This window comes from Tautonia rosea, assembly GCF_012958305.1.
In the GTDB taxonomy this organism is placed as follows: domain Bacteria; phylum Planctomycetota; class Planctomycetia; order Isosphaerales; family Isosphaeraceae; genus Tautonia; species Tautonia rosea.
In genome coordinates this window covers 266,721-286,528 of sequence record NZ_JABBYO010000002.1, presented here as the reverse complement: position 1 = coordinate 286,528, position 19,808 = coordinate 266,721, and the positions used below count along the sequence as shown (strand labels likewise).

The window sequence follows — 19,808 nt, the reverse complement described above, 5'->3', positions numbered from 1 at the left end:
TCCCCGGGATGTGCACCGGCCGGGCGGGCCGGGGAGGGGCGGCATGTGCAACGCCTGGAATCACCACGCCGACTGCTCCTGCGGCTTCGGCGGCGAGAACTATTCGACGTCAACCACACTAACCGCAACGGGCGGGCTGACCTCCTATGAACGCTACCTGAATCCCTTCGCCAGGTGTCCCGTCTGTCAGGCTCCCGTCTTCTTCTATCAGGACACGAACGGAGGGCGAGTCTTCTTCGACGAGCTGGGCCCTCCCTGGCCCAAGCACCCGTGTACCGATCATTCCACATCTGGACTTGCCATCCCGATCGATCGCTCGCTCCGCCGCCCTCCGGACGCTCCACCCCCGGACTGGGCACGCGAGGGATGGTTACCCTTCATCCTCGTCGACGTCTCTTTGCCCAACGGGGATTGGCATTATTGTGTCGCCGGGACAGTCCTTTCAGAAGATAATTCATACTATGTCTCGATCCGCATGGACGCTCGCTACATGAGGGGCGTCAGCAAGTGGGCGACACTCTGGCAGCCTACTGATCCGACATTCTATCGCAGATCCGGCGAGGTCTGCGAAGTCTCCGGCATCACGAAGCGGGACAAGATCAGGGAGTTCCTGCTGAAAGGAACCACCTATTTCTGATATCCGGGGGGCATGGTGGCCTGAAAATCCAGGGAGAACCGGGTTAAGACCTGCAGACCATCCTCCCACCCCCCGGAGCCGTCGGGCGCAAATGGCCGTGATCACCGCATCGCTTCCGGGTCGCTCCCGCCGAATGAGCGGACGGGTTCAGGATGAATGCCGGCGAAAACGCTGGTAGAAACGCCGGTACGGAGTCTTGCCTCGCACCGGGAGGATCCCCCAGACGCTCGATGCACATTCGTCCCGAACCGACGAATCCCCGGGACTCCGGCTTATGCTCGGGCCTGATCGCACTCCGAACGCTGCCCGCACGCGCGGCACTGGGAGGGGCGGGGATCGACCGGCAGGGGGCTGGAGAGGGCCCTGCGTGCCTCCCGGATCTGCTCGGCCAGGTCGAGCACCCAGCCCCGGAGCCTCGCATCGTTCTCAATCCGGTGCCGCTTGCCCGTGCCCAGCACGACGAAGCCGTGGGACGGACGCACGCCGTAACGCTCCTCGATGAGCAGGAAGTAGACCCCCATCTGGGCGACGTGGCCGGGCCAGAGGCGTCGCGCCGACTTCCATTCCTCCGGGATGATCGCGCGGCCCACCCGCAAGATACGGTCGGGCCTCCCGGCCAGCCCGAGCCGCGCGGAGTGCAGGGTGACGTTATCAAGGGCCATGGTCCGCCCGGCGGAAAGGCCGCGCGTCCGCCTCATGCGGACAGCCGCGACCACGAACACCACCCCCAGCAGCAGAAGAACGGCGGCGAGCGGCCAAGCCCATTCGGAAGGGTAGTGCATCATCGGCCCAAGATCCAGAGGATAAGCAGCAGGATGCCCGCGGCGGCCAGGAGGCTCTTGCCGAGGGCCAGCAACCGGCTCGCGGATCGCTCAACCTCCGCCTTGCGTGCATGATGCCGGCTGCCGGTCTGCAGGGCAGGCCGGTTCTCCGGCTCCAGCCCCAGGCCGTACTCGAGCCGCCATTGCTCCGGGCAGAAGACGTAGATCCCCACCTCGTGGGCCATCACCATCTCTCCACTATTCCTCCACATACCGCCTCTTGTGCATTATTTTTCGTAATTCGTTGCAATTAAGCAAGAAGTGGCACACAAGTCGAGTGATTTCTCCGTGCTGTGGAGAGCCGCCGTCATTATCTGCGCACGGCCTGGGGAGAAACCGGGCCACGTTCATCTCGGCGAATGTTGACGAGGCATCGGGGTATCGTAAGGCGAGGGATTGCCAGATGCTGTTGGGAGGCAAATTCAGCTAGTTGGATCCCGACACCTAAACCCTGCAATCAGACTAATCGCTGTCTGCCCTCATCTTGACTAAGGGGTCTGTCCGGGCGTCTGGGCCTCCTCCAGCACCCCGTGGGTGAACTCGATAAGCCGGTTAACCATGTCGCCGTTCAGCCCGACGGGCGCAAGGCCGTGCGCCGCGGCCGTCCGCATCTGCCGCAGCATCTCGAGCCAGCGATGCTCCTCTTTCTTCAACCGTCCGGATGCAACCAGCTCGCGAAGCAGAATGTTTGGCGGGATGCCGACCTTGCCTTGCCGACCCTCCCGGATTGCCAAGCGGCGGAGGGTCGCCTCCAGGCCGGCCCAACCGATCAGGAGAGCAGCCCGGTAAGCACCAAACATCATCGCATGCTCGGCTTCGATGAGCATCCCCTGGATTTGATCGAGAGTCGCTTCCCGATCGTCAATCACGGGAGCGGGCGTCGGGGCCTTCGTTTCCCTTTGCTGTAGCCGGAGGCTGTGAAGCTTCCCGTCCGAGACCAGTGCGGCGACCCCAGACAGGAACGTGAGAGCCTTGTCGTTCGGCCCCTCAACCAAGTGGACGGGCGGGTAATCGATCCGCTTGATGAATGATCGAAACTCTGCCTCGGTAGGCGGCTCGACCGGGTTCCAATCCATGAAGGCAAGCGATTCCGGCAGGCGCTCGAACTCGGGCTGGAAGGCGATGGCGATCTCGCGGAGCTGGGGTGCCCTCCGTCCCGGCGTCTTCCAGAAGGAGAGCTGGACAGGGCCGTATTTCAGGATCAGCGGATTCGACTTACGCGAGATGTCGTCCGGGTCGCCCAGCGCCGTCATCGCGTCGTTGGACGGCATTCCCAGGACGACGGGTCCGAGGTGGCCGGTCCGCATGAATTCCTCAAGCGTTGCCATGCTTGGCCCCCCAGCGTTCGATCGCTATTCGGAGGAACTTGAATTCCAGCATACGGCCATTAGCCTTCTCTGCGAGCTCGCCCTCGTAACCATCCATATAGGCGCGTGCCATGTCCAATTTTTGGAGCCACGCCACTCGCACCCGGTCATCGGGCAGGCAGACTTCCCTTGCCTTTCTGATCGCTGCTGCCAGCCGGCTCTGATGGGTTTTCGAAAAGACTTCCCGGAATCCTATGCCCCCTTCGTGGTCGGGATAGATGTTGAGCTCGACCCCATCTACATGGATGTGACAGCCCTTGACCACCCAATCTGGGGACATCTTCGACGGCTGGCACATGGAAGCTCCACGACCAATTACCAGATCGGAAGCTCGGGTAGCGGCAAGGGTCCGGGACGTCGCTTCCCGTCCAAGTGCTTAGAAGGCTAAACCCGAAGCCACTTTAACATGCAACACGAGAGTGAGCGAGCCGGCTGGAGCCCACGGTCTGTTGCAGGCTCCCTATGCGCTCAGGCGGCTGAAGACGGCTTCATTCTGCAGACGCTCGTGGCCACTTGGAACGATGATAGTATGAATAGTCTGCGCAGAGTTGACTGGCTATTGAGAGTTCGCTGGCCCCGTCCCGTCCTTGCCCTTTTCCTTCGCACCAGGCTCCGCTTTCTTGGACTCGATAGCGTGTGATTGGGAAACGGAGGCGGGCTCCGTGTTCGGCTCTGCTCGAAACTGCACTGGGGAGGCAGCGGGCTGAGGTTGGAGGACCGGTGACGGCGGTGAGCTTGGCAATTCCTGTGGAGACTGTGTATATGCGGCTGGAGCCGCTGGATCCGGCTTCCTAAGACCCTGATAAGCGTCGTAAGCAATTCTCATCACGACACCGGAGATGATGAAGCCCATAAGCCACATCATCGTGGTCATCTGATGCTGAAGTGCATCGATTCGTTTCTTGAGTTCTGCCGGTGACGCGACCTCCCCCTGGATTTTCCTCACCCTTTCCGAGTCAATGATGTACCTGCCCGGATTCTTGTTCTTATACGGCTCGTCGTCGACGTCGTCGAGTTCGCTGAACCAGATCATGAAGACGGGCTCCCCTTGGTCCAGAACGACCTGCTGACTGCCCGCGTTGTAGACCGCAAACGTCAGGTTGCCGCTGAAGCCGGGATCGACATGGAACCCTGACACATTGACGAGTCCGCGAAACTTGATGCCTGCACGGATTGAAATGAAGGCGATCCCGTCCACCGGCACGGTAACGATCTCGCGCGTCGTCAGCAGCCCGAACTGTCCGGGCGGGATAGCAATCTTCTCGCCGAGCGGCACGCGCGTCTTCACGCGAGACTTCTTGTTGAAGTCGGAGGTGATGTAGGCCTCCCGACCCACGCCCATTTCGTATGCGGAGTGCTTTACTCGCTGCGGATCATAGGGGACGATAAGCTTCTCCGCTTCGACACGTTCCCGGAGCGTCTTGGTGCACCAAAATGCCATCGCGTGTGCCCTCGCTCGACAGACTTAAGTACGCCGCTCGCCTTCTTGTTGCGGTATCGAATTCCAACATGTTAGCGCACGGGAGCCGAAAATGATCGTCGGCCATGGCGTCGACGTCCAGGACGTCGCCAGGATCAGGAAACTCCTCGATTTCGCGGAAGAGGATTTCCTCCTGTCCACCTTCACCGAGGCCGAGCGGGCGATCGAATACGGCGATCAGGAGCGGGCCGAGTTCTACGCCGGGCGCCTCGCCGCGAAGGAGGCCATCGCTAAGGCGATCGGGACGGGGTTCGCCACAGGGGTCGCACCTCTGCAGATCCAGGTTCTGCGCAAGGACGGAGGCCAACCCGAGGTTCATTTGTCGCGGGCCGCGCTCGAAGTCGCCAACGCGCTCGGCATCAATCGCTGGGTCGTTAGCATCAGCCACAACGAAGCGGTCGCCTTCGCAAGTGCGATAGCCGTTCACGATTAAATCTCCCCGTGTTCGGTGGCGCCGGCTGTGATGGTCCTGCTGTCAAGATCGAGCGTCAGCACGCCCCCCTGGTGATTGTGGATAAGCCGCCACGCGGCGAACCCCTGGAGGATGGCGTCCTCCCACTCGCCGCTCGAACACAGTGACACCTCCAGGCCGTTTGCCATCCGCCGCACTGATCGCAGCATCTCGGAACTCACGCTCGCGTTGCCTACTAACCAGTTGTATTCCTTCGCGTGGCTGAACACGAACAGCGAGATCGCCTCCTCAGCCGCCTTCGCCCGTGCCCCGTCCTCTACCTCATCCACTTCCGGCCGAGATTTCCGCTTCCGATTTAGCAGCCATCGTGTGATCGGTGACCACCCCAGAACCGCCGCGAAGGCGAAGTGGAAGGTGTCGTGAAATCGGTACCCGTCGCCGACATAGGCGTTGTCGGTGAGGTGGTCGCCGAGGGGCTTGTCGTCGATGTAGGCGCGGCCGACCTGCTTGCCGTCCGGGGTTACGCCCGGCTTGATGACGACGGTCAGCTTCCGGGGAAGGCGCTCGTGTTCAGGGTAGGCTTCGTCGAACGCAGGGCGATCCTCTACCAACCCTGTACGGCGCCCCCACCGGTCCCTGGCTTTCTCCAGGTTCTGGGCGGCGATTTCGTCCAGGTCGAACCCCAGCTTTGTCGCCAGGTTGGCCACATACCAGAGCACATCGCCCAGCTCCTCGGCGAACCGGGCGCGGTACGGGTTCGCGGTGTCACCGTCCCGCAGCGCTTTCTTGTATTCGTTTTGGAGCTCGCCGACTTCGCCGGCCAGCCCAAGCAGCGGGACCATGACGTCCCCATCCGTTCCGAGGCAATCGGTTTGCGAAACGGCGTACTGGAAGTCGCTCAAGTCCATGGTGAGCCTCCGGTTGGGAGCGGCTGTGGTGTCATCGCTCAGTGATCTTCCCGTTGATTCCCCATTTCGGCGGATACCAATAGTCGATCGGTTCCTTTGAGGGCCGGAATTTCTGTTTGATCCGGGTCCGTCCGGAGATGCCCGTAATCTCGGGATGCCGGATACGGGCGTACTTGCTCAGTTCGCAGAAGACGTTCTGGCAGTCGATTAACTGGAGCCGCCTCCCCCAGAGCGACTCGAAATGAAGGTCCAGGCGGGCGAACTCGGCCTCTTGGCGGTCAGTCATGAACCGGATGATCTCCGGCGCGTTGAGACCGGCCGTGTCCGTGAAACACTTGCTGATGCCGTCCAAAGCGCCAGGACCGGCTACCACGAACTCCATCTCCGAGAATTGAGTTATCTCGCTGTAATTGATGTCGGTGATGTACTGGTAGGCCAGGAAGTCGCCCAGCGACGGATACCTCAGCAGCAGCTCGAAGCCGTGTTGCATATCGGTTGCGCGGGTTAGCTTGTGTGGCACGCTATCACGCATCATTCGTTCCAGCAGCGCCAGGTGGTTGCTATGTTTCCGCTCATGCCCCATCGACCCCGCCGACGGCATGATGTAAGCTGCCGAATAGACCCGCCGCCCCGCCGCCATGGCACGGCTCAGTATGGTGTCGAGCCTTCTAAAGTCGTAACCCTTCCAGGTGATCGCTCCGACCGCCTCCTCCAGCAATTCCCAAGTTTCGATCTTGTTGAAGAACTTGAACAAGATGATCCGAAAGAATGTTTCCTCGGCGGTCGCGGGCAGGTCGTCGCGGTAGATCACACGGCGGATGAGGTACTGGCTGACGCGGTCCGAAGCGCGATATGCGTTTGTAAATTTGTGTTCATTAATGATGTCGTCGTCGCTCCAGGGTGGGCGGCAGCCCCTCATCCTGGCGAAGAAGACGCGTTGTCTCTCGGCAGCGAATCGCCAGTAGCTGTCGTAGGCGACCGTCGGCTTCAGCGGTGCAATGTCAGGTGGTTCGGTTTCCGGGTAGAGCCTCAACGATCGTCCCTCGAGATCAAAGAAGGTCGATTGATCGGGGCTCGGGCGTCGCTCAACTGACATTGGCCGTCACCAGCCTCTCGGACTCGACGGGCTTTCCCATGATGGCCTCCGCGGCGCGAATGAGGCTGTCACGCTCGGCGCCACGCCTCGGGGCGTCGTCCATTTTCTGGACGCCGACGAAGCATGTGAACCGGGAAAGCCGGAGGCCAGACTGCCCGGCTACGAATCGGCCGAGCCGGCAGAGCCCCAGCCAGTTGCCGAATGCTTTAACGAATAGCTTCTGGGTGGCATAGAACGCGTTCATCGCCAGCGTCCCGGCCCGGACGTCGAGGTCGAAGGTGAGATGCTGGAGGCACGGGAACTTAGGCTGACCAGTTAGCGTAAGATCGCGAAACGGATCGAATGTCGTGGCCTGCAGCTGCATGCGCGGGACGCGACGCCCCAGCTCCACGCTCCGCTGGCAGCGTCGGATCACGTGCTCGATTTGATTGCCCTCCCTACCTAGCGTCGACGATCCGGCGGAGGGCAGTAACTCCCGCGTCTTGTGATGCACGCCGAACCCGATCAGGCGGCCGAAATACGTGCCGCCCTGGTTTTTATGCGGCTCCCACGACACATAGGTCGGCTGATCACGCAGGTATTCAGCGTAAAACTCATGGCGATCCGGGTCGAAAAATCGCCAGACGCGTTCGGGAAAAAGCGGGAAGGCGACTTCCTCAACGGGTCGCTTATTGTTCGCGCCCAGGCAGGCGTCCAACGCCCGAACAAGCGGGTGCGTCAACGTATCAGGCAGCACCAGCCCCGAATCCGAGGCAATGGTCATCGTGAACGGCGCTAGCTCACAGCTTGGGTGCGCCACGGCCTTCAAAAAGACATGCGACCACGCCCGCTCGATGCTGGATTCCCTGAAGTCATTGCGTTCCTCACTACTCATCGTCCTCGTCGCCCTCCTCGCGGGGAAAGTGCCGGTACTGGCTCAGACCGTGGTATTTGTCCTGCATGACCCGGATGAACGCCGCCCAAGAGCCGTCGGGGCAGAATACGCGGGCTGTGCCCGGCGCGGCCGCCGTAAAGAGCCGGCCACGCGGCGTGTCGACGCCATCTCCTAGAACCTTGCCTTCGGCGACCGTGCCCATCGGGAGTAGAACGCCCGTGCCGACCTCGGTGTCGATTGACTGGAGTGTCTGATGGGTATCCACCGCCAGGAGCCGAGCGGGAGCCAAGTCGCCCAGCATCACCTTGCGGATGGCCGGCAGGCCTGGCTTGTTGATGAGTTGCCGGTAGGCCGCCTCGCCGATCAAGCCGAGGCTGAAGAAACTGTGGCTCGCCAGCGTCTCGAAGCCGACTCCCAGGCTGCACGATACGACGAAGAACTGCTGGGGGTTGGCGTCTTCGATCTTCCAGGCTCGCCGGGCGAAGGCATTCAGGACCGCGATCCGCGGCATGAGAAGGAAGCCAGCGAACGTGTCGACCAAGAATTCATTGGGCTCGAACGACCGGCCGGATTCCCCCTCGGCTGTCAGCTCGTCCACCGTTGAGCCGTGGCCGAAGACGTGGTGGCCGAGCTCGTGGGCGCAATTAAACACGCGGCGTACAAGCGGCCTGTCGCCGAGCCAGATCTCCGGGGGGGTCTGCCGCAGGTAAAGCCCCTCCATGCTCTTTATGTCAGTAAATCGAATGATGATCCGCGGCTCGAATCGCTCACCGCAGAGGTCGAAGACGTTGACGGCGGATTCGGGCGAGATGTCAAACTTGTCCCGGACCTCGTCGGCCTTAATCATCGCCTTTCGCGCCAGCTCTCGCCGTGTGGGAGGCATCCGTCACTTCTCCTCGCGCCGGATGGCCGCCAGCGCCGTCAAGACCTTATCCAGATCCTCTGGCTTGAGCTTCTTCAGGTCGCGGAAAGCAAGCTGGAGACGGTCGTCATGTGGGTCGAGCTTTTCGGCGCCCTCGCCGGCGAGCCAGGAGACGCTCACCTCGTACATCGACGCAAACGCCTTCAGTTCCTCCCCAGCGACGGAGCGATGTCCGGCCTCAATCTCGGAGATCGTGGGCCGGTGCAGCCCCATTTGCGTCGCAACCTGCCCCTGCGTAAGCCCCGCTCGCTTCCTCGCCTCCTTGAGGCGGCTCGCGATGATTAGCTTCTGCTCCACTTGATCGCTCATTAGTTGCCCCCTTGTGTCCGTATCGCGAGAGGAAGCGGTCGGCCGATTCGTCGATCGTCAGCTTCCGTTGCTTGTCTTCCGAGACGAAGATGTTGACGATATCGACGTCGTCCGGGATCTGATGGCCCAGGTTCTTCGCCACCCTGCGGGCAATCGGCGGCGTAATGTCGCTCTGGAAGCCCTTCAGGCCGCCATGGGGCTGAACTGAAGGCGTTACGGCATCGGCGTCGTCGTACCCCATCTTGGTTTGAAACTCTTTCAGAACAGCGACGAGCTCGTCAACGACCTGCTGCTTGTCCATAAGACCTCCTTTGGTAAGAAAATCTTACCATCCGTAAGACGCAGGTCAAGGACCCGAGGTTCGCTTTTTCCCCGTCGGTTCAAACTGGGAAGGGCGGACCACCTTCAACGACCGCGTGGAGGCGAACAGACCTTATCGAAGCGGCGATTCCGTCTCCGTTTCTTTCCCTTCTCGAGCCAGTACCATAATTGCCCCCCTGACGGAAGGCGTCAGGAGCTGCCACCTTGCAACCAATTCCCGAAGTGCCGTGTCAGTGCAGACACTTTGCAGACAGGGGAAGGGCGGATCGCCGCAAGTTGCCTTGGGATATTGTGTTTCTTGCGATGGCTCCGCGGGTGCAATTCCCGCCGCCTCCACTCCAAAGCCCTTTGCAGCACTTGCAAAGGGCTTTCTTTGTTGAAAAAGCGACCGATCGGCGCGTTGAAATGGCTTGATCCTCTGGTCGAGGCAGCCAGCAGTTGATCGGAAGCGCGCTTCATCCTCGAATGGCTTTGACGGCTCCACGGAAGATGCGAAGGCCATCGCCTTCGGGTCGGGGAGCGATTCGGGTCCATTGAGGGTGGTGAATGAACTCGACAAACCGTTCCGGGTGAGGCATCAAGCCGAAGATTCGACCGGTTGGGTCAATCACACCCGCAACTCCAGCGGGGGAACCGTTTGGGTTACTTGGATAGGACTCGGTAGGACGATTCGAATCGTCGATGTAGCGGAGGGCAAGTTGGCCGGCAGAGTCCAGGGCGTCTAATGCCTCCTGGCTCTCCGTGACAAACTTCCCTTCGCCGTGAGCCACGGGCAGTTCGATCGGATCGCCGTCGGGAAGAAAGGGAGAGCGCCCTGGGGAACTCGCAAGGAGACGGACCCATCGGCATTCGAAACGGCCGGAATCGTTATGGGTGATCGTCGCCCGATGCCCTCCGGGCAAGAGCCCGGCCTTCACGAGAACCTGGAATCCGTTGCAGATTCCGAGAATCAGCCCTCCTCGGTCATGGAAGCGGCGCAACGCATCGTCGAGCGCTCCAAGCCGGGTAGCCAGGATGCGGCCGGCTCCCAGATCATCTCCGTAACTGAACCCACCAGGGATCGTCAGAAGTTGGAAGGCATCAAGGATTCCGGGAGACTCCAGAACGCGGTCAACGTGGGCCGTCTCAACGTCGGCCCCGGCAAGTTGCCAGGCCGCGACGGTTTCCTCATCGCAGTTCGTACCGGGAGCCCGAAGGACGATCGCGCGGGGCAAAGGCATGGTTCCACGGGGAAAAAGGCCGATCAACGAAAAAAGACGCAACGTGATCTGGATGCAGCGACGTTTGTGAGAGAAACGATGACGTCCGTCGAGACCGATTGCGTAGCAAGGGACGCAGAAGCGATGAGCCGTGAGCTTGACTCAGACTGTTTTTGTAACCCCGAACCGGCGACTACCACCACGGAGGACAGATTCAATCATCGTCTTGATCGTCGTCGAGATCAAAGCTGGAATCGAATCCTCGGTAGCGGTAGCGATTCGGGGCAGCTCTCTAGTAATCGCCCGTATTGTCGTACTCGGGATTAGCACGGTAGGAGAGATCGCGGCGAATTAGATCAGCCTCGTAGATCTGTACCACGAAGTCGGCTGCGATTTTCAGCCGAGAACTGGCCCCCTTGAGTGATTCATCGCGAGAACCGCGTCGGAATTCGACGACGCCCACGTGTTTGGCCTTGTTCTTGACATAGTTGATTCCGGGGATGCCATCAGCGTCTCCGGAAATCAAGAGAGCCACATCGTAGGTATCTTGAAGCGCGACCATATCAACAGCCATGCTGGTGTCGAGCCCCTTTTCGGTGAGATTGTGGTGCAAGAGGTCGACCTTCCAGTGACCTTCCTGACGAATCTCGACGAAGTCGGTGGCCGACTGTACCCCGTGATAAAACCGCTTCTTCCGTTCCAGGGCTCGCCGTTTTCCTTCGTACCATTCGCGTGTCTCGGCGAAGCAGAGGCCCCAGGCCTCGTCGAGTCGTCGCTCGGGGGAAATGTCGGGAGTCTTGCGAATGACGTCTTCGACGTAACTGTCTCGAAGTCTCGGATTCAATTCGAATCGGTTCCGAAGCCGGCTTTCAGCCTTGGGATCATTCAAGTCCCATTCATCCATTTTGCCGACAACGTACCAGTAGATCCGAGCATGCTGAGCCGATTCCCAGGGGGCTCCCTCGGCAAAGGTTCGTCCCCAGTGACTGACACTTTGCTCAAAAATATAGCGATAGAAGGAACCGTAGTCGTCGACGCGGAGGTTCAAATGTTTCAGGACACCGTCGAGGTTCGAGCCATCGACAAAGGTGACAAAGCGCTGCATCTGCGCATTCCTTCCGGGCGGGTCACCGGTTCAAGAGGTGATGATTAACAGAATCGAAACCATGATCATCGATCGGACGAAGCCATCGTGTCCGTAACTCAGCGACGGACGCATCGATTACCATTTGGCCAAGCAGGCCACGAACGGTCAGCCGGGGGCCGTTTTCCGGGGCGGCAACGACGGATCCGAGGCGTCCCACGGGGAGTCCCTCGAACCGGTCGAAGACCTCGGCAACGTGCTCCAGAGGAACTTCAAGGAGAAATCGTGACGGCGATTCGGAGAACAGGAGAATCGGATCGCTTGCCGCATCATTGAGACAGGGAACATCACGAATGGAGCACTCGGCCCCAAGTGAGCCGGCCAGGCACATTTCGGCGATAGCAACGGCGAGGCCTCCCTCGCTCAGATCGTGGCAAGATCTCAGCCAACCGCGAACCGTGCAATCGTGAACCGCTTTGAAGATGGCCAGCCCAAGTTCAGGGTCGACCTGAGGAACCCGGCCGCCGACCTCTCCCAGGTATTTCAGATAAGCCGAGCCTCCGACTTCATTGCGTGTTTGTCCGACGATCAGGAGGAGATTTCCCGAGGATTTCAGGTCCATCGTGAGACACTGGCGTACGTCGGGGACCTGACCGATCGCGGAGATCAGCAAGGTGGGAGGGATTGCAAGGCTTTCTCCCTGATGCGAGTATTCGTTATAAAGACTATCTTTCCCCGAAATGAACGGAGTTCGATACGAAAGGGCCAGATCGTGACACCCCTGGGCAGCCAGGACGAGTGCGCCGAGCGTTTCCGGCCGTTCCGGATTGCCCCAGCAGAAGTTGTCGAGCAGCGCGATCTGCTCGGGATCGGCACCGACGGCGACGACATTGCGAATCGCCTCGTCAATCACAGAGCCTGCCATGGCATAGGGGTCGAGATCGCCATATCTGGGGTTGAGGCCGCAACCCACTGCAAGGCCGCGGAGCGAGCCACGAACGGGCAACACGACTGAGGCGTTTCCAGGGCCCTCCTCGTGGTCGCCAACGAGCGGTTTGATCACGGTCCGGGCCTGCACCTCGTGATCGTACTGACGAATGATCCACTCCTTCGAGCAGATGTCCCAGTCGTGCAGGAGTGCGAGAAGATCGACGGTATAGTCGTTTCGCTCCGGAAGCGAGGGTACGGTCTCGACGGGAGGCGTGAAGGAAGCCTTGCGTGTGACCTTGGGCCTGCCCTCGTGGAGAAAATGCATGGAAAGATCGCCGACCACCTCACCGTGATAGCGAAGTGTCAACCGTCCGGTATCGACGAACTGCCCGAGATCGGTTGCCTCAACCCCCTCTGAGGCACAGAGAGAGACCAGCGCATCGAGATGCTCGGGGGGAACGGCAAGAACCATCCGCTCCTGAGCCTCGGAAATCCAGATTTCCGTGTATGAGAGGCCTTCATACTTGAGTGGAGCGCGTTCCAGGTCGACCTCGGCTCCGAGCTCCGCCCCCATCTCACCGACGGCCGAACTGAAGCCACCCGCCCCGCAATCGGTGATCGCGCGATAGAGGCCGCGGGATCGGGCTTGCAGGAGGGCATCGAGCACCATTTTTTCCGTGATGGCATTGCCAATCTGGACGGCTCCGCCGGAAAGCTGTTCGCTTTCTCCGGTCAATTCGGCCGAGCTAAACGTCGCGCCATGGATCCCATCCCGTCCGGTCTTGCCCCCAACAGCGACGATCCGATCCCCGGGATGGACGGCCTTGAATGCCAAGCCTTTCGGCAACACGCCGACCGTTCCGCAAAAGACGAGCGGGTTGGCAAGATAGCGTTCGTCGGTGACGACTGCGCCATTGACGGTCGGAATCCCCATACGGTTGCCGTAGTCTCGGACTCCGGCGACCACACCCTTGAGCACTCGGCGAGGGTGAAGGACTCCGGTCGGCAGGACATCGACTGGAGAATCGGGAGGGGCAACGCAGAAGACGTCGGTATTGCAGATCGGCTTTGCACCGAGTCCAGTCCCCATTGGGTCGCGAATCACACCGCCGATCCCGGTATTCGCACCGCCGTAGGGGTCGATCGCGGACGGGTGGTTGTGCGTCTCGACCTTGAAGCAAACGTCATGCTGGTCGTCGAACCGGATCACCCCGGCGTTGTCCTCGAAGACGGAGACAAGCCAGTCAAGCCCATCAGCTTCAAGATCCTTGGTTGCCTTGAAGATTGTTTGCTTGAGCAGATTCTCGATCACTTCACCTGCAAACTCGACCCGACCGCGAAGGGTCTTGTGAGAGCAGTGCTCGCTCCAGGTCTGGGCAAGGGTTTCCAACTCGACATCGGTCGGGTCTCGTCCGAGTTCAACGAAGTGAGCCTGAATCGCTCTCATTTCGTCAATCGAGAGAGAGAGTTGTCCCTCGCGACTGGTGCGCATCAAGGTCTCATCATTCATGTCCCGCAAGGGAACATCAATTCGACGAAACACGTAAGGGCTTCCCTGGCCAAGATGGTCCAGGGTCAACGGTCCGACAATGGCCTGTTCAACTGCATCGTTGGACAGGACTCGGCGGGTTAACGCTTCCAAAGAATGCTCGGGACCGTCGATCATGTACGTGCGAACCGAGCGAACCTCGGAGACGGAAAGACCCAGATCCCGAAGGACCGCCCGAGCACTTTCCGCAACCGGATCAGTAACCCCGGGTCGCGGCAACACATGAACCAGCGCATTTCCGAACGCGGCTTGAAACGCGTTCGTTGCTTCCTTCTGAGAGGCTCGGATCGCAAAGGTCTCGACGATCGGATCAGCGAGAACCTGTTCGGCCGCGCTTCGAAGATCGGATTCCGAGAGCTCTCCTTCGACGAGAAAACCGCGAGCCGAGCGTATCGTCCAGGGGCCGCCGAGTCCCAGGTCAGCGGCCTCAGCCGACACCCGATGGCCCTCGGAATCGGCCAGGCCGGGAGCGGGATCGATCTGAAGATGCCAGAGCATGAAGACGTTGCAATTCCAGGTCAGAGTCGTACAAATCGGCAACGGTTTCGATCAATGACGCTGACTCAGGCGCCGTTCCAGGATCGAATTGCCGCACGAGAGAAGCCAAACGCATGGCTCGAAACGGTTCATGGAAGGATCAATGCAAACTGAGATCGTGTCCAGGTCGCCGTTTGAAGAGCAGAGATTTCCATCGAGTATCGGTGAGGGGAAGTCTTCACGTCAAGGTCTCAGTGGATTCGAACAACGACAAAAGCCCTTCCGACACAATTGTGTCGGAAGGGCTTGATCATTCGTGATGCAATTCAGAATGAACTTATTCAGCGGCAGGCAGAATCACCGAGTCGATGACGTGGATCACGCCGTTGGAGCACTCGATGTCAGTCTTGACGACCTTGGCCTTGTCAACCATGACCGTGCTGCCGGCGACAGTGATGGTCGCCTTGACACCCGCGGCGGTATCAACCTTCTTGCCATCAAGCTTGACAACGTCAGCAGCCATCACCTTGCCAGGAACAACGTGGTAGGTCAGGATTTTGACGAGGGTTTCTTTGTTCTCGGGCTTCAGAAGGTTCTCGAGGGTACCTTCGGGAAGCTTGGCAAACGCTTCGTCGGTGGGTGCGAAGACCGTGAACGGCCCTTCGCTGGAAAGGACCTCAACGAGGTCAGCAGCCTTGACAGCGGCTACCAGGGTGCTGAAGGCTTCGTTGCCGGCGGCAGTTTCAACGATCGTCTTGTCCGCAGCAATCGCCGAAGAACCGAGAACCAGCGACAAGGTCAGGGCGGCAAGCATACGCATGGGTAACGCTCCGAGGTGTGTTGATAAAGGGACTCGTCTGGATCGCGTTCGAGGTTTTTTCCTCGAGTTCGTCTCTTACGATCAGCCGACGGTGTTGTAGTCCACCATGCGGACCCGTCCAGATTCGTGACCCGTTTTTCTCGATTTTTCTTTTCGCAAAGTCATCCCCCAGCGCGCAAAAAACGACCCCGCTCAGGGCGGGGTCTTCAGACTGAGAATCACATGTGGAGCCATGACCCGGTGCGACTACTTGGAGCGTGGCGAGCGACTCCGGGTCGGTTTTGAGGTTCCTTCGTCGGACGCAGAGGCTCGACGCCGAGAGCCGGAGGACGACTCTTTGCCTGAGGCGGGAAGAGCCTTTTCGGAGTTCACGTACCGCTGTCCGGTTGGGCAAAGCTTGACGAGCACACATTCCGGACAGTTGGGGTCGTCGGCAACGCAAGGATCATGAGCAAGTTCTTCGAGCAAGTCCGTAAACTCAGGACCTCGCGTCTTGGGAACAGCCCGTTCGAGTGTCGCACGGATGGACTCGACTGGCGTCTCCTCCTCGGCGAAACCGAGACGGACGAGGCAGCGGCGAATCGGATCGTCGACCGGCATTGCATGGCCGCCGAGGGCTTGCTGGATGACGGTCGCAAGCACAAAATCCGACTGCATCGCCTCAAACTCTTGAAGCGTCTTGATCGACTCCTTCAGAGGTTTCTTACCGAGATGGTCGAGATCGAACTTATAAGTCTTCGAGAAGAGCTGGCGAAGAAAGCGACGGATGCGCTGTGCTTTGACTTCAGGCTGGGGGAGTCCGGTCAGGGTATCTTGAATTTCACCGACGGAACTGACGCGCAGTTCATTCCAATCAAAGAAGGCATCGCGGAATCGACTCATTGCCTGGTTGGCTTGCTCGCGAGTCGTGCCCTCGTGGCAAATGCCGAACAGAACCGCTTCCAGCACCGACATCTTCGCCTCGCGCGGGCCGGGCTTATAGCGCTTGGCCAGCAGGGGCTGAATCTTGTCGAGCATCTGCGATTTGCTGGGTGCGGCCATGTGTGTGTTCGGGGTCAGTCGAGGGGGTGGGTTAAGATCGTTGTCTGCACGGTCAGTCGGTCGCTGGCTGGTCTGGGTCACTGCAAGCATCGTGGTGCGTTTGATTCGCATGATCGAGGTCTGCGTCCTCGGGACGTTCCCCACGGGCGAGTCGGTCGGCGGCGAGGGTCTCGTCGATCAGCCGAGACATGGCGACTGAATTCTTGACACCTTGATCGAGTTCGAATCGAAGGATCGGGGTATAGCGCGTCTTTAATCGAGCGGCGAGTCGCGACTGGAGAAAGCCGGCAGCCGACTGGAGCCCTCGAAGGGCAAGCCGTTGCGCGGTTTCATCTCCCATCACCGAGACGAACACGGTCGCATGCTTCAGGTCTGAAGCGACCTCGGCCTCCAGGACGGTCACCCCCTTGACCCTGGGATCGGCCACCTCGAACAGCACGGCCGAGGAGACAACCTCGCGGACGGCCTCGTTCAGGCGCTCGATGCGGTGCGAGGACATGGGAGCGAACCTCGATCGGAATCGTCAAGAAAAGGAATAAGGTGATCAGGAACCGTTACGGCCGCTCCTCACATGGCTCACCAAGGGAGCAAGAGAGGAGCGGCCGAGAAGGACAACTCTGAGAGATCAAAGGGTTCGACGAATGACTTCGACCCGGTAGGCTTCGATCACGTCGTCAACCTTGATATCGTCGAACTTGGCGATCTTGATGCCGCACTCGAAGTTCTCACGGACTTCACGAACATCGTCCTTGAAGCGCCGGAGTGCCTCGATGGCACCCTTGTAGATCTCTCGGCCTTCTCGAATGATCCGAGCCTGGCCGTTGCGTTCGATGACTCCCTGGGTGACGAAGCAACCGGCCACGGTACCGGCACCTCCCCGAGAAATCTTGAAGACCTGGCGGACAACTGCCCGTCCGAGATGGACTTCCTTGATCTCCGGTTCGAGGCGACCCTCGATGGCTTGCTTGATCTCGTCGGAAACCTGGTAAATGATGTCGTAGCGACGAATGTCGATCGACTTTTCTTCGGCGAGGGTCACGGCCCGATCTTCCGGAGCGACGCGGAAACCGATGACGATCGCCTGGCTGGCATCGGCCAGCATGACGTCGCTTTCGGTGATTCCTCCCACGCCCTTATGTAGAATCCGGACGGGAACCTCATCATTCTCAAGTTTCTCAATCTCCTTGAGCAAGGCTTCAAGTGAACCCTGCACATCGGCTTTGAGAATGACGTTGAGACTCTTGACCTTCTGCTCTGCCATCTTGCTGTAGAGATTCTCCAGCGTGATGGCTTTGGTCTCACCAAGGTTGACGCCGCGAGATCGGGTCCGACGGGTTTCGGCCACCTCGCGAGCTTGACCGATATCTTCGAGGACCGCGAATTTCTCGCCGGCGGTCGGCACGGCGTCGAGCCCGGAAATTTCCACCGGAGTCGAAGGGCCTGCTTCCTGAATCGGTTGGCCCTTATCATCGAAGAGGGCCCGAACCCGTCCGAATCCTTCGCCGCAGGCCAGAGCATCACCCACCCGCAAGGTTCCATCCTGGACCAAAACGGTGGCAATCACGCCACGGCCCTCGGAAACCTCGGACTCCAGGCAGGTGCCGGTCGCCGGTCGATCAGGATTGGCCTTGTACTCGTAAACCTCGGCGATGGTGGCCAGCGTCGCCAGCAGGTCATCAACACCCAGACCGGAAAGGGCTGAGGTACGGACCACTGGCACGTCGCCGCCATATTCTTCGGGAATCAGACCTTCGGCGCTGATTTCGCCGAGAATCCGGTTGAGATTGGCCTCAACACCGGGCAGGTCTATCTTGTTGAGGGCCACAACGATTTGAACGCCGGCAGCCTTGGCATGGGCGATCGCCTCCTTGGTCTGAGGCATCACACCGTCATCGGCAGCGACCACCACCACGGCGATGTCGGTGACATTCGCCCCTCGGGCTCGCATCGCTGTGAAGGCTTCGTGGCCAGGGGTATCGACGAAGGTTACGGGGTGGCCGTCGTGCTCGACCTGATAGGCACCAATGTGCTGGGTGATGCCACCTGTTTCACTGGCCACGACGTTCGCCTTGCGGATGTAATCCAGCAAGGAGGTTTTTCCGTGGTCCACATGGCCGAGAATCGTGACGATCGGAGGCCGGGCTTGAAGATGCTCCGGTGCAGTCTCGTCGACGCGGGCGTCTTCAAGCAGACGGTCGAACTCATCTTCAGCGGTTTCTTCGTGGGCGATCGAAAGCTCGACGCCAAACTCCATGGCCAGTTCGATGGCGGCGTCTTCTTCGAGCGAAGTGTTGATCGTCACGAGTTGGCCGGTCAGATCCATCATCCGACGCATGAGCTGGTTGGCCTTGACGCCGATCGCCTCGGAGAGGGAGCGTAGGGTGATGGGGTATTCAATCTCGGCGCTGGTCTTCCGAGGGGCGACCGTGGGACCTCGGCTCTTGTGGCGTTTCGGTCCGCGACGACGCCCACTATCCTCATCACCATCGAGCAACGCCGCAGCAGGGACCGGAGAGACCACACGATCCTTGGCCCGTTCCTGACGTGCTTTTCGACGGCCGGCACGGTCGGCTGCGCCGCCAAATCGACCACCGGGACCGGCAGCACCACCCTTGCCCTTGCGTTCTTCCTCGTCGAAATCGGCGCCAGACTTACGCGAAGGGGCACCTGGGACACCCCCTCGAGCCGTCGGACCGGTTGGCAAGGGGCCGGTCGGCAAACCTTCCGGTCGGGAACCGCGGGAAGGTCCCGCGTCTCGACCCGTGGGAGGGGCGGTGGGAAGCTGCCCTCTGCGCATCATCTCCAGCATTTCTTCGCGGGTAAACCGCTGCTGGGGTTGCACATGGCCTCCTGATGGAGGGCTGGCGGGCCTGGGTCCTGCTGGCCGTTTCGGAGGACCACCTGGGGGTGCGACCGGAGGCAACGGACGACCACCCCCCGAAGCGACTGGGGGCAAGGGACGACCACCCGGTCGGGGTCCTTCACGCCGTCCTGAAGACTCGCCCGCATCGCCTGAAGGACGACGGGGAGGCGGCGAGGCGGGACGACCCGTCGAACCGGGTCGAGTCCCGGCGGGACCGATGTAGTCGCTCCGATCGATCGGACGCGACGGCTGAGGTCCCTGACCAGGGCGGGGCCGTTGTTCTGTTGCCGTGTTGGTGGCCGGCGGGGGAGCCGGAGCAGGACCGGCAGGTCGAGCGGTCGTGCCCCGGGTATGCCCGGCCAAGGGGCCAGCTTGTCTGGAAGATTGGGAAGACGCAGGAGGAGTTTGCGACATAGGGGGAGCTGGACGGGAAGCGGGAGGACCCGCGGGCGGGGAAGCGGACGGAGTGGCACGAACGGAAGCCGAGCCGGGTTCCGGTGATTGAGTCGATTCGGCCGGGGCCGAGGCGGGTTTGGACGGCTGCGGCGGCTTGGACGCCTGAGGCGGAGCCGAATCACGCGAGTCGGCTGCCGCAGTCTTGGGAGAGGCGGCGGTCGGGCTGATGGCGGGGGCCTCCGCGGTCGGGGAATTCGGTGCCGATTCCGATTTTGGTTCCGGTGTGGGCCGGTGGGGGGGTG

At 60.5% G+C, this 19,808-nt stretch carries 20 protein-coding genes; 2 read left to right on the top strand and 18 right to left on the bottom strand.

Going from position 1 to position 19,808, the window contains the following annotated elements; genetic code table 11:
• Positions 1-43: 43 nt before the first annotated feature.
• Positions 44-637, top strand: a complete 594-nt coding sequence (locus HG800_RS03935) for a hypothetical protein (RefSeq protein ID WP_169973966.1) — start codon at positions 44-46, stop codon at positions 635-637.
• 272 nt (positions 638-909) lie between these two features.
• Here HG800_RS03935 and HG800_RS03930 read toward each other — a convergent pair whose 3' ends face one another.
• The 5 genes from HG800_RS03930 to HG800_RS03910 all read right to left on the bottom strand — a co-directional run bounded on the left by HG800_RS03930 (position 910) and on the right by HG800_RS03910 (position 4,266).
• Positions 910-1,422 (bottom strand): CRISPR-associated protein Cas4, encoded by a 513-nt coding sequence (locus HG800_RS03930; RefSeq protein ID WP_235963243.1) that lies wholly within the window; start codon positions 1,420-1,422, stop codon positions 910-912.
• Positions 1,419-1,643, bottom strand: a complete 225-nt coding sequence (locus HG800_RS03925) for a hypothetical protein (protein WP_235963242.1) — start codon at positions 1,641-1,643, stop codon at positions 1,419-1,421. The genes HG800_RS03930 and HG800_RS03925 overlap by 4 nt, the downstream gene beginning before the upstream one ends.
• Positions 1,644-1,946: 303 nt before the next feature.
• On the bottom strand, positions 1,947-2,786 hold the full coding sequence (locus tag HG800_RS03920; protein ID WP_169973962.1) for a hypothetical protein: 840 nt from the start codon (positions 2,784-2,786) through the stop codon (positions 1,947-1,949).
• A complete protein-coding gene (locus HG800_RS03915) occupies positions 2,773-3,123 on the bottom strand; it encodes a hypothetical protein (RefSeq protein WP_169973960.1) in 351 nt (116 codons plus the stop codon). The genes HG800_RS03920 and HG800_RS03915 overlap by 14 nt, the downstream gene beginning before the upstream one ends.
• 258 nt (positions 3,124-3,381) lie before the next feature.
• A complete protein-coding gene (locus HG800_RS03910) occupies positions 3,382-4,266 on the bottom strand; it encodes a dCTP deaminase domain-containing protein (RefSeq protein ID WP_169973958.1) in 885 nt (294 codons plus the stop codon).
• 91 nt (positions 4,267-4,357) lie between these two features.
• Between HG800_RS03910 and acpS the strand changes: the two genes are divergently transcribed.
• Positions 4,358-4,738, top strand: coding sequence for a holo-ACP synthase (gene acpS / locus HG800_RS03905; RefSeq protein ID WP_169973956.1), 381 nt, complete (start codon positions 4,358-4,360; stop codon positions 4,736-4,738).
• On the opposite strand, the gene HG800_RS03900 is transcribed toward acpS, so the two are convergent.
• From HG800_RS03900 to infB, 13 genes are all read right to left on the bottom strand, one after another.
• Positions 4,735-5,625, bottom strand: a complete 891-nt coding sequence (locus HG800_RS03900) for a nucleoside triphosphate pyrophosphohydrolase family protein (RefSeq protein WP_169973955.1) — start codon at positions 5,623-5,625, stop codon at positions 4,735-4,737. The two genes, acpS and HG800_RS03900, sit on opposite strands and share 4 nt — an antisense overlap.
• Before the next feature lie 31 nt (positions 5,626-5,656).
• Positions 5,657-6,721, bottom strand: a complete 1,065-nt coding sequence (locus HG800_RS03895) for a nucleotide kinase domain-containing protein (RefSeq protein WP_169973953.1) — start codon at positions 6,719-6,721, stop codon at positions 5,657-5,659.
• Complete coding sequence (locus HG800_RS03890; RefSeq protein WP_169973951.1) at positions 6,711-7,595, bottom strand: hypothetical protein; 885 nt, start codon at positions 7,593-7,595, stop codon at positions 6,711-6,713. The genes HG800_RS03895 and HG800_RS03890 overlap by 11 nt, the downstream gene beginning before the upstream one ends.
• Positions 7,588-8,442 (bottom strand): ImmA/IrrE family metallo-endopeptidase, encoded by an 855-nt coding sequence (locus HG800_RS03885; RefSeq protein WP_169973950.1) that lies wholly within the window; start codon positions 8,440-8,442, stop codon positions 7,588-7,590. The genes HG800_RS03890 and HG800_RS03885 overlap by 8 nt, the downstream gene beginning before the upstream one ends.
• A gap of 39 nt (positions 8,443-8,481) precedes the next feature.
• Positions 8,482-8,814 carry a helix-turn-helix domain-containing protein gene (locus tag HG800_RS28370; protein ID WP_315851974.1) on the bottom strand — a complete coding sequence of 111 codons (333 nt, stop codon included), beginning with the start codon at positions 8,812-8,814 and terminating at the stop codon, positions 8,482-8,484.
• On the bottom strand, positions 8,696-9,127 hold the full coding sequence (locus HG800_RS27200) for a hypothetical protein (protein ID WP_235963240.1): 432 nt from the start codon (positions 9,125-9,127) through the stop codon (positions 8,696-8,698). The genes HG800_RS28370 and HG800_RS27200 overlap by 119 nt, the downstream gene beginning before the upstream one ends.
• A 475-nt stretch (positions 9,128-9,602) precedes the next feature.
• Positions 9,603-10,367 carry a phosphoribosylformylglycinamidine synthase I gene (purQ, locus tag HG800_RS03870; protein WP_169973944.1) on the bottom strand — a complete coding sequence of 255 codons (765 nt, stop codon included), beginning with the start codon at positions 10,365-10,367 and terminating at the stop codon, positions 9,603-9,605.
• A 271-nt stretch (positions 10,368-10,638) separates the two neighbouring features.
• Complete coding sequence (locus HG800_RS03865; RefSeq protein WP_169973942.1) at positions 10,639-11,451, bottom strand: NYN domain-containing protein; 813 nt, start codon at positions 11,449-11,451, stop codon at positions 10,639-10,641.
• A 22-nt stretch (positions 11,452-11,473) separates the two neighbouring features.
• Positions 11,474-14,407, bottom strand: a complete 2,934-nt coding sequence (gene purL, locus HG800_RS03860; protein WP_169974539.1) for a phosphoribosylformylglycinamidine synthase subunit PurL — start codon at positions 14,405-14,407, stop codon at positions 11,474-11,476.
• A 316-nt stretch (positions 14,408-14,723) separates the two neighbouring features.
• Positions 14,724-15,200 carry a fasciclin domain-containing protein gene (locus tag HG800_RS03855; RefSeq protein ID WP_390622615.1) on the bottom strand — a complete coding sequence of 159 codons (477 nt, stop codon included), beginning with the start codon at positions 15,198-15,200 and terminating at the stop codon, positions 14,724-14,726.
• A gap of 252 nt (positions 15,201-15,452) precedes the next feature.
• The gene (locus HG800_RS03850) at positions 15,453-16,247 is read right to left on the bottom strand and encodes an endonuclease III domain-containing protein (protein WP_169973938.1); all 795 of its coding nucleotides are present in this window, start codon (positions 16,245-16,247) and stop codon (positions 15,453-15,455) included.
• 52 nt (positions 16,248-16,299) lie between these two features.
• Complete coding sequence (gene rbfA / locus HG800_RS03845) at positions 16,300-16,746, bottom strand: 30S ribosome-binding factor RbfA (RefSeq protein ID WP_169973936.1); 447 nt, start codon at positions 16,744-16,746, stop codon at positions 16,300-16,302.
• A gap of 126 nt (positions 16,747-16,872) precedes the next feature.
• Positions 16,873-19,089, bottom strand: coding sequence for a translation initiation factor IF-2 (gene infB, locus HG800_RS03840; RefSeq protein WP_315851966.1), 2,217 nt, complete (start codon positions 19,087-19,089; stop codon positions 16,873-16,875).
• Between the last annotated feature and the right edge of the window lie 719 nt (positions 19,090-19,808).

Excerpts from the sequence above, each read along its gene's own strand:
- HG800_RS03930 (WP_235963243.1), bottom strand. The coding sequence starts at position 1,422 with ATGATGCACTACCCTTCCGAATGGGCTTGGCCGCTCGCCGCCGTTCTT.
- HG800_RS03925 (WP_235963242.1), bottom strand. The coding sequence starts at position 1,643 with ATGGCCCACGAGGTGGGGATCTACGTCTTCTGCCCGGAGCAATGGCGG.
- HG800_RS27200 (WP_235963240.1), bottom strand. The coding sequence starts at position 9,127 with ATGGACAAGCAGCAGGTCGTTGACGAGCTCGTCGCTGTTCTGAAAGAG.
- HG800_RS03865 (WP_169973942.1), bottom strand. The coding sequence starts at position 11,451 with ATGCAGCGCTTTGTCACCTTTGTCGATGGCTCGAACCTCGACGGTGTC.
- HG800_RS03910 (WP_169973958.1), bottom strand. The coding sequence starts at position 4,266 with ATGGCATTTTGGTGCACCAAGACGCTCCGGGAACGTGTCGAAGCGGAG.
- HG800_RS03920 (WP_169973962.1), bottom strand. The coding sequence starts at position 2,786 with ATGGCAACGCTTGAGGAATTCATGCGGACCGGCCACCTCGGACCCGTC.
- HG800_RS03935 (WP_169973966.1), top strand. The coding sequence starts at position 44 with ATGTGCAACGCCTGGAATCACCACGCCGACTGCTCCTGCGGCTTCGGC.
- HG800_RS03900 (WP_169973955.1), bottom strand. The coding sequence starts at position 5,625 with ATGGACTTGAGCGACTTCCAGTACGCCGTTTCGCAAACCGATTGCCTC.
- HG800_RS03890 (WP_169973951.1), bottom strand. The coding sequence starts at position 7,595 with ATGAGTAGTGAGGAACGCAATGACTTCAGGGAATCCAGCATCGAGCGG.
- acpS (WP_169973956.1), top strand. The coding sequence starts at position 4,358 with ATGATCGTCGGCCATGGCGTCGACGTCCAGGACGTCGCCAGGATCAGG.
- HG800_RS03885 (WP_169973950.1), bottom strand. The coding sequence starts at position 8,442 with ATGATTAAGGCCGACGAGGTCCGGGACAAGTTTGACATCTCGCCCGAA.
- HG800_RS03895 (WP_169973953.1), bottom strand. The coding sequence starts at position 6,721 with ATGTCAGTTGAGCGACGCCCGAGCCCCGATCAATCGACCTTCTTTGAT.
- purL (WP_169974539.1), bottom strand. The coding sequence starts at position 14,407 with ATGCTCTGGCATCTTCAGATCGATCCCGCTCCCGGCCTGGCCGATTCC.
- HG800_RS03855 (WP_390622615.1), bottom strand. The coding sequence starts at position 15,200 with ATGCTTGCCGCCCTGACCTTGTCGCTGGTTCTCGGTTCTTCGGCGATT.
- HG800_RS03850 (WP_169973938.1), bottom strand. The coding sequence starts at position 16,247 with ATGGCCGCACCCAGCAAATCGCAGATGCTCGACAAGATTCAGCCCCTG.
- HG800_RS03915 (WP_169973960.1), bottom strand. The coding sequence starts at position 3,123 with ATGTGCCAGCCGTCGAAGATGTCCCCAGATTGGGTGGTCAAGGGCTGT.
- purQ (WP_169973944.1), bottom strand. The coding sequence starts at position 10,367 with ATGCCTTTGCCCCGCGCGATCGTCCTTCGGGCTCCCGGTACGAACTGC.
- rbfA (WP_169973936.1), bottom strand. The coding sequence starts at position 16,746 with ATGTCCTCGCACCGCATCGAGCGCCTGAACGAGGCCGTCCGCGAGGTT.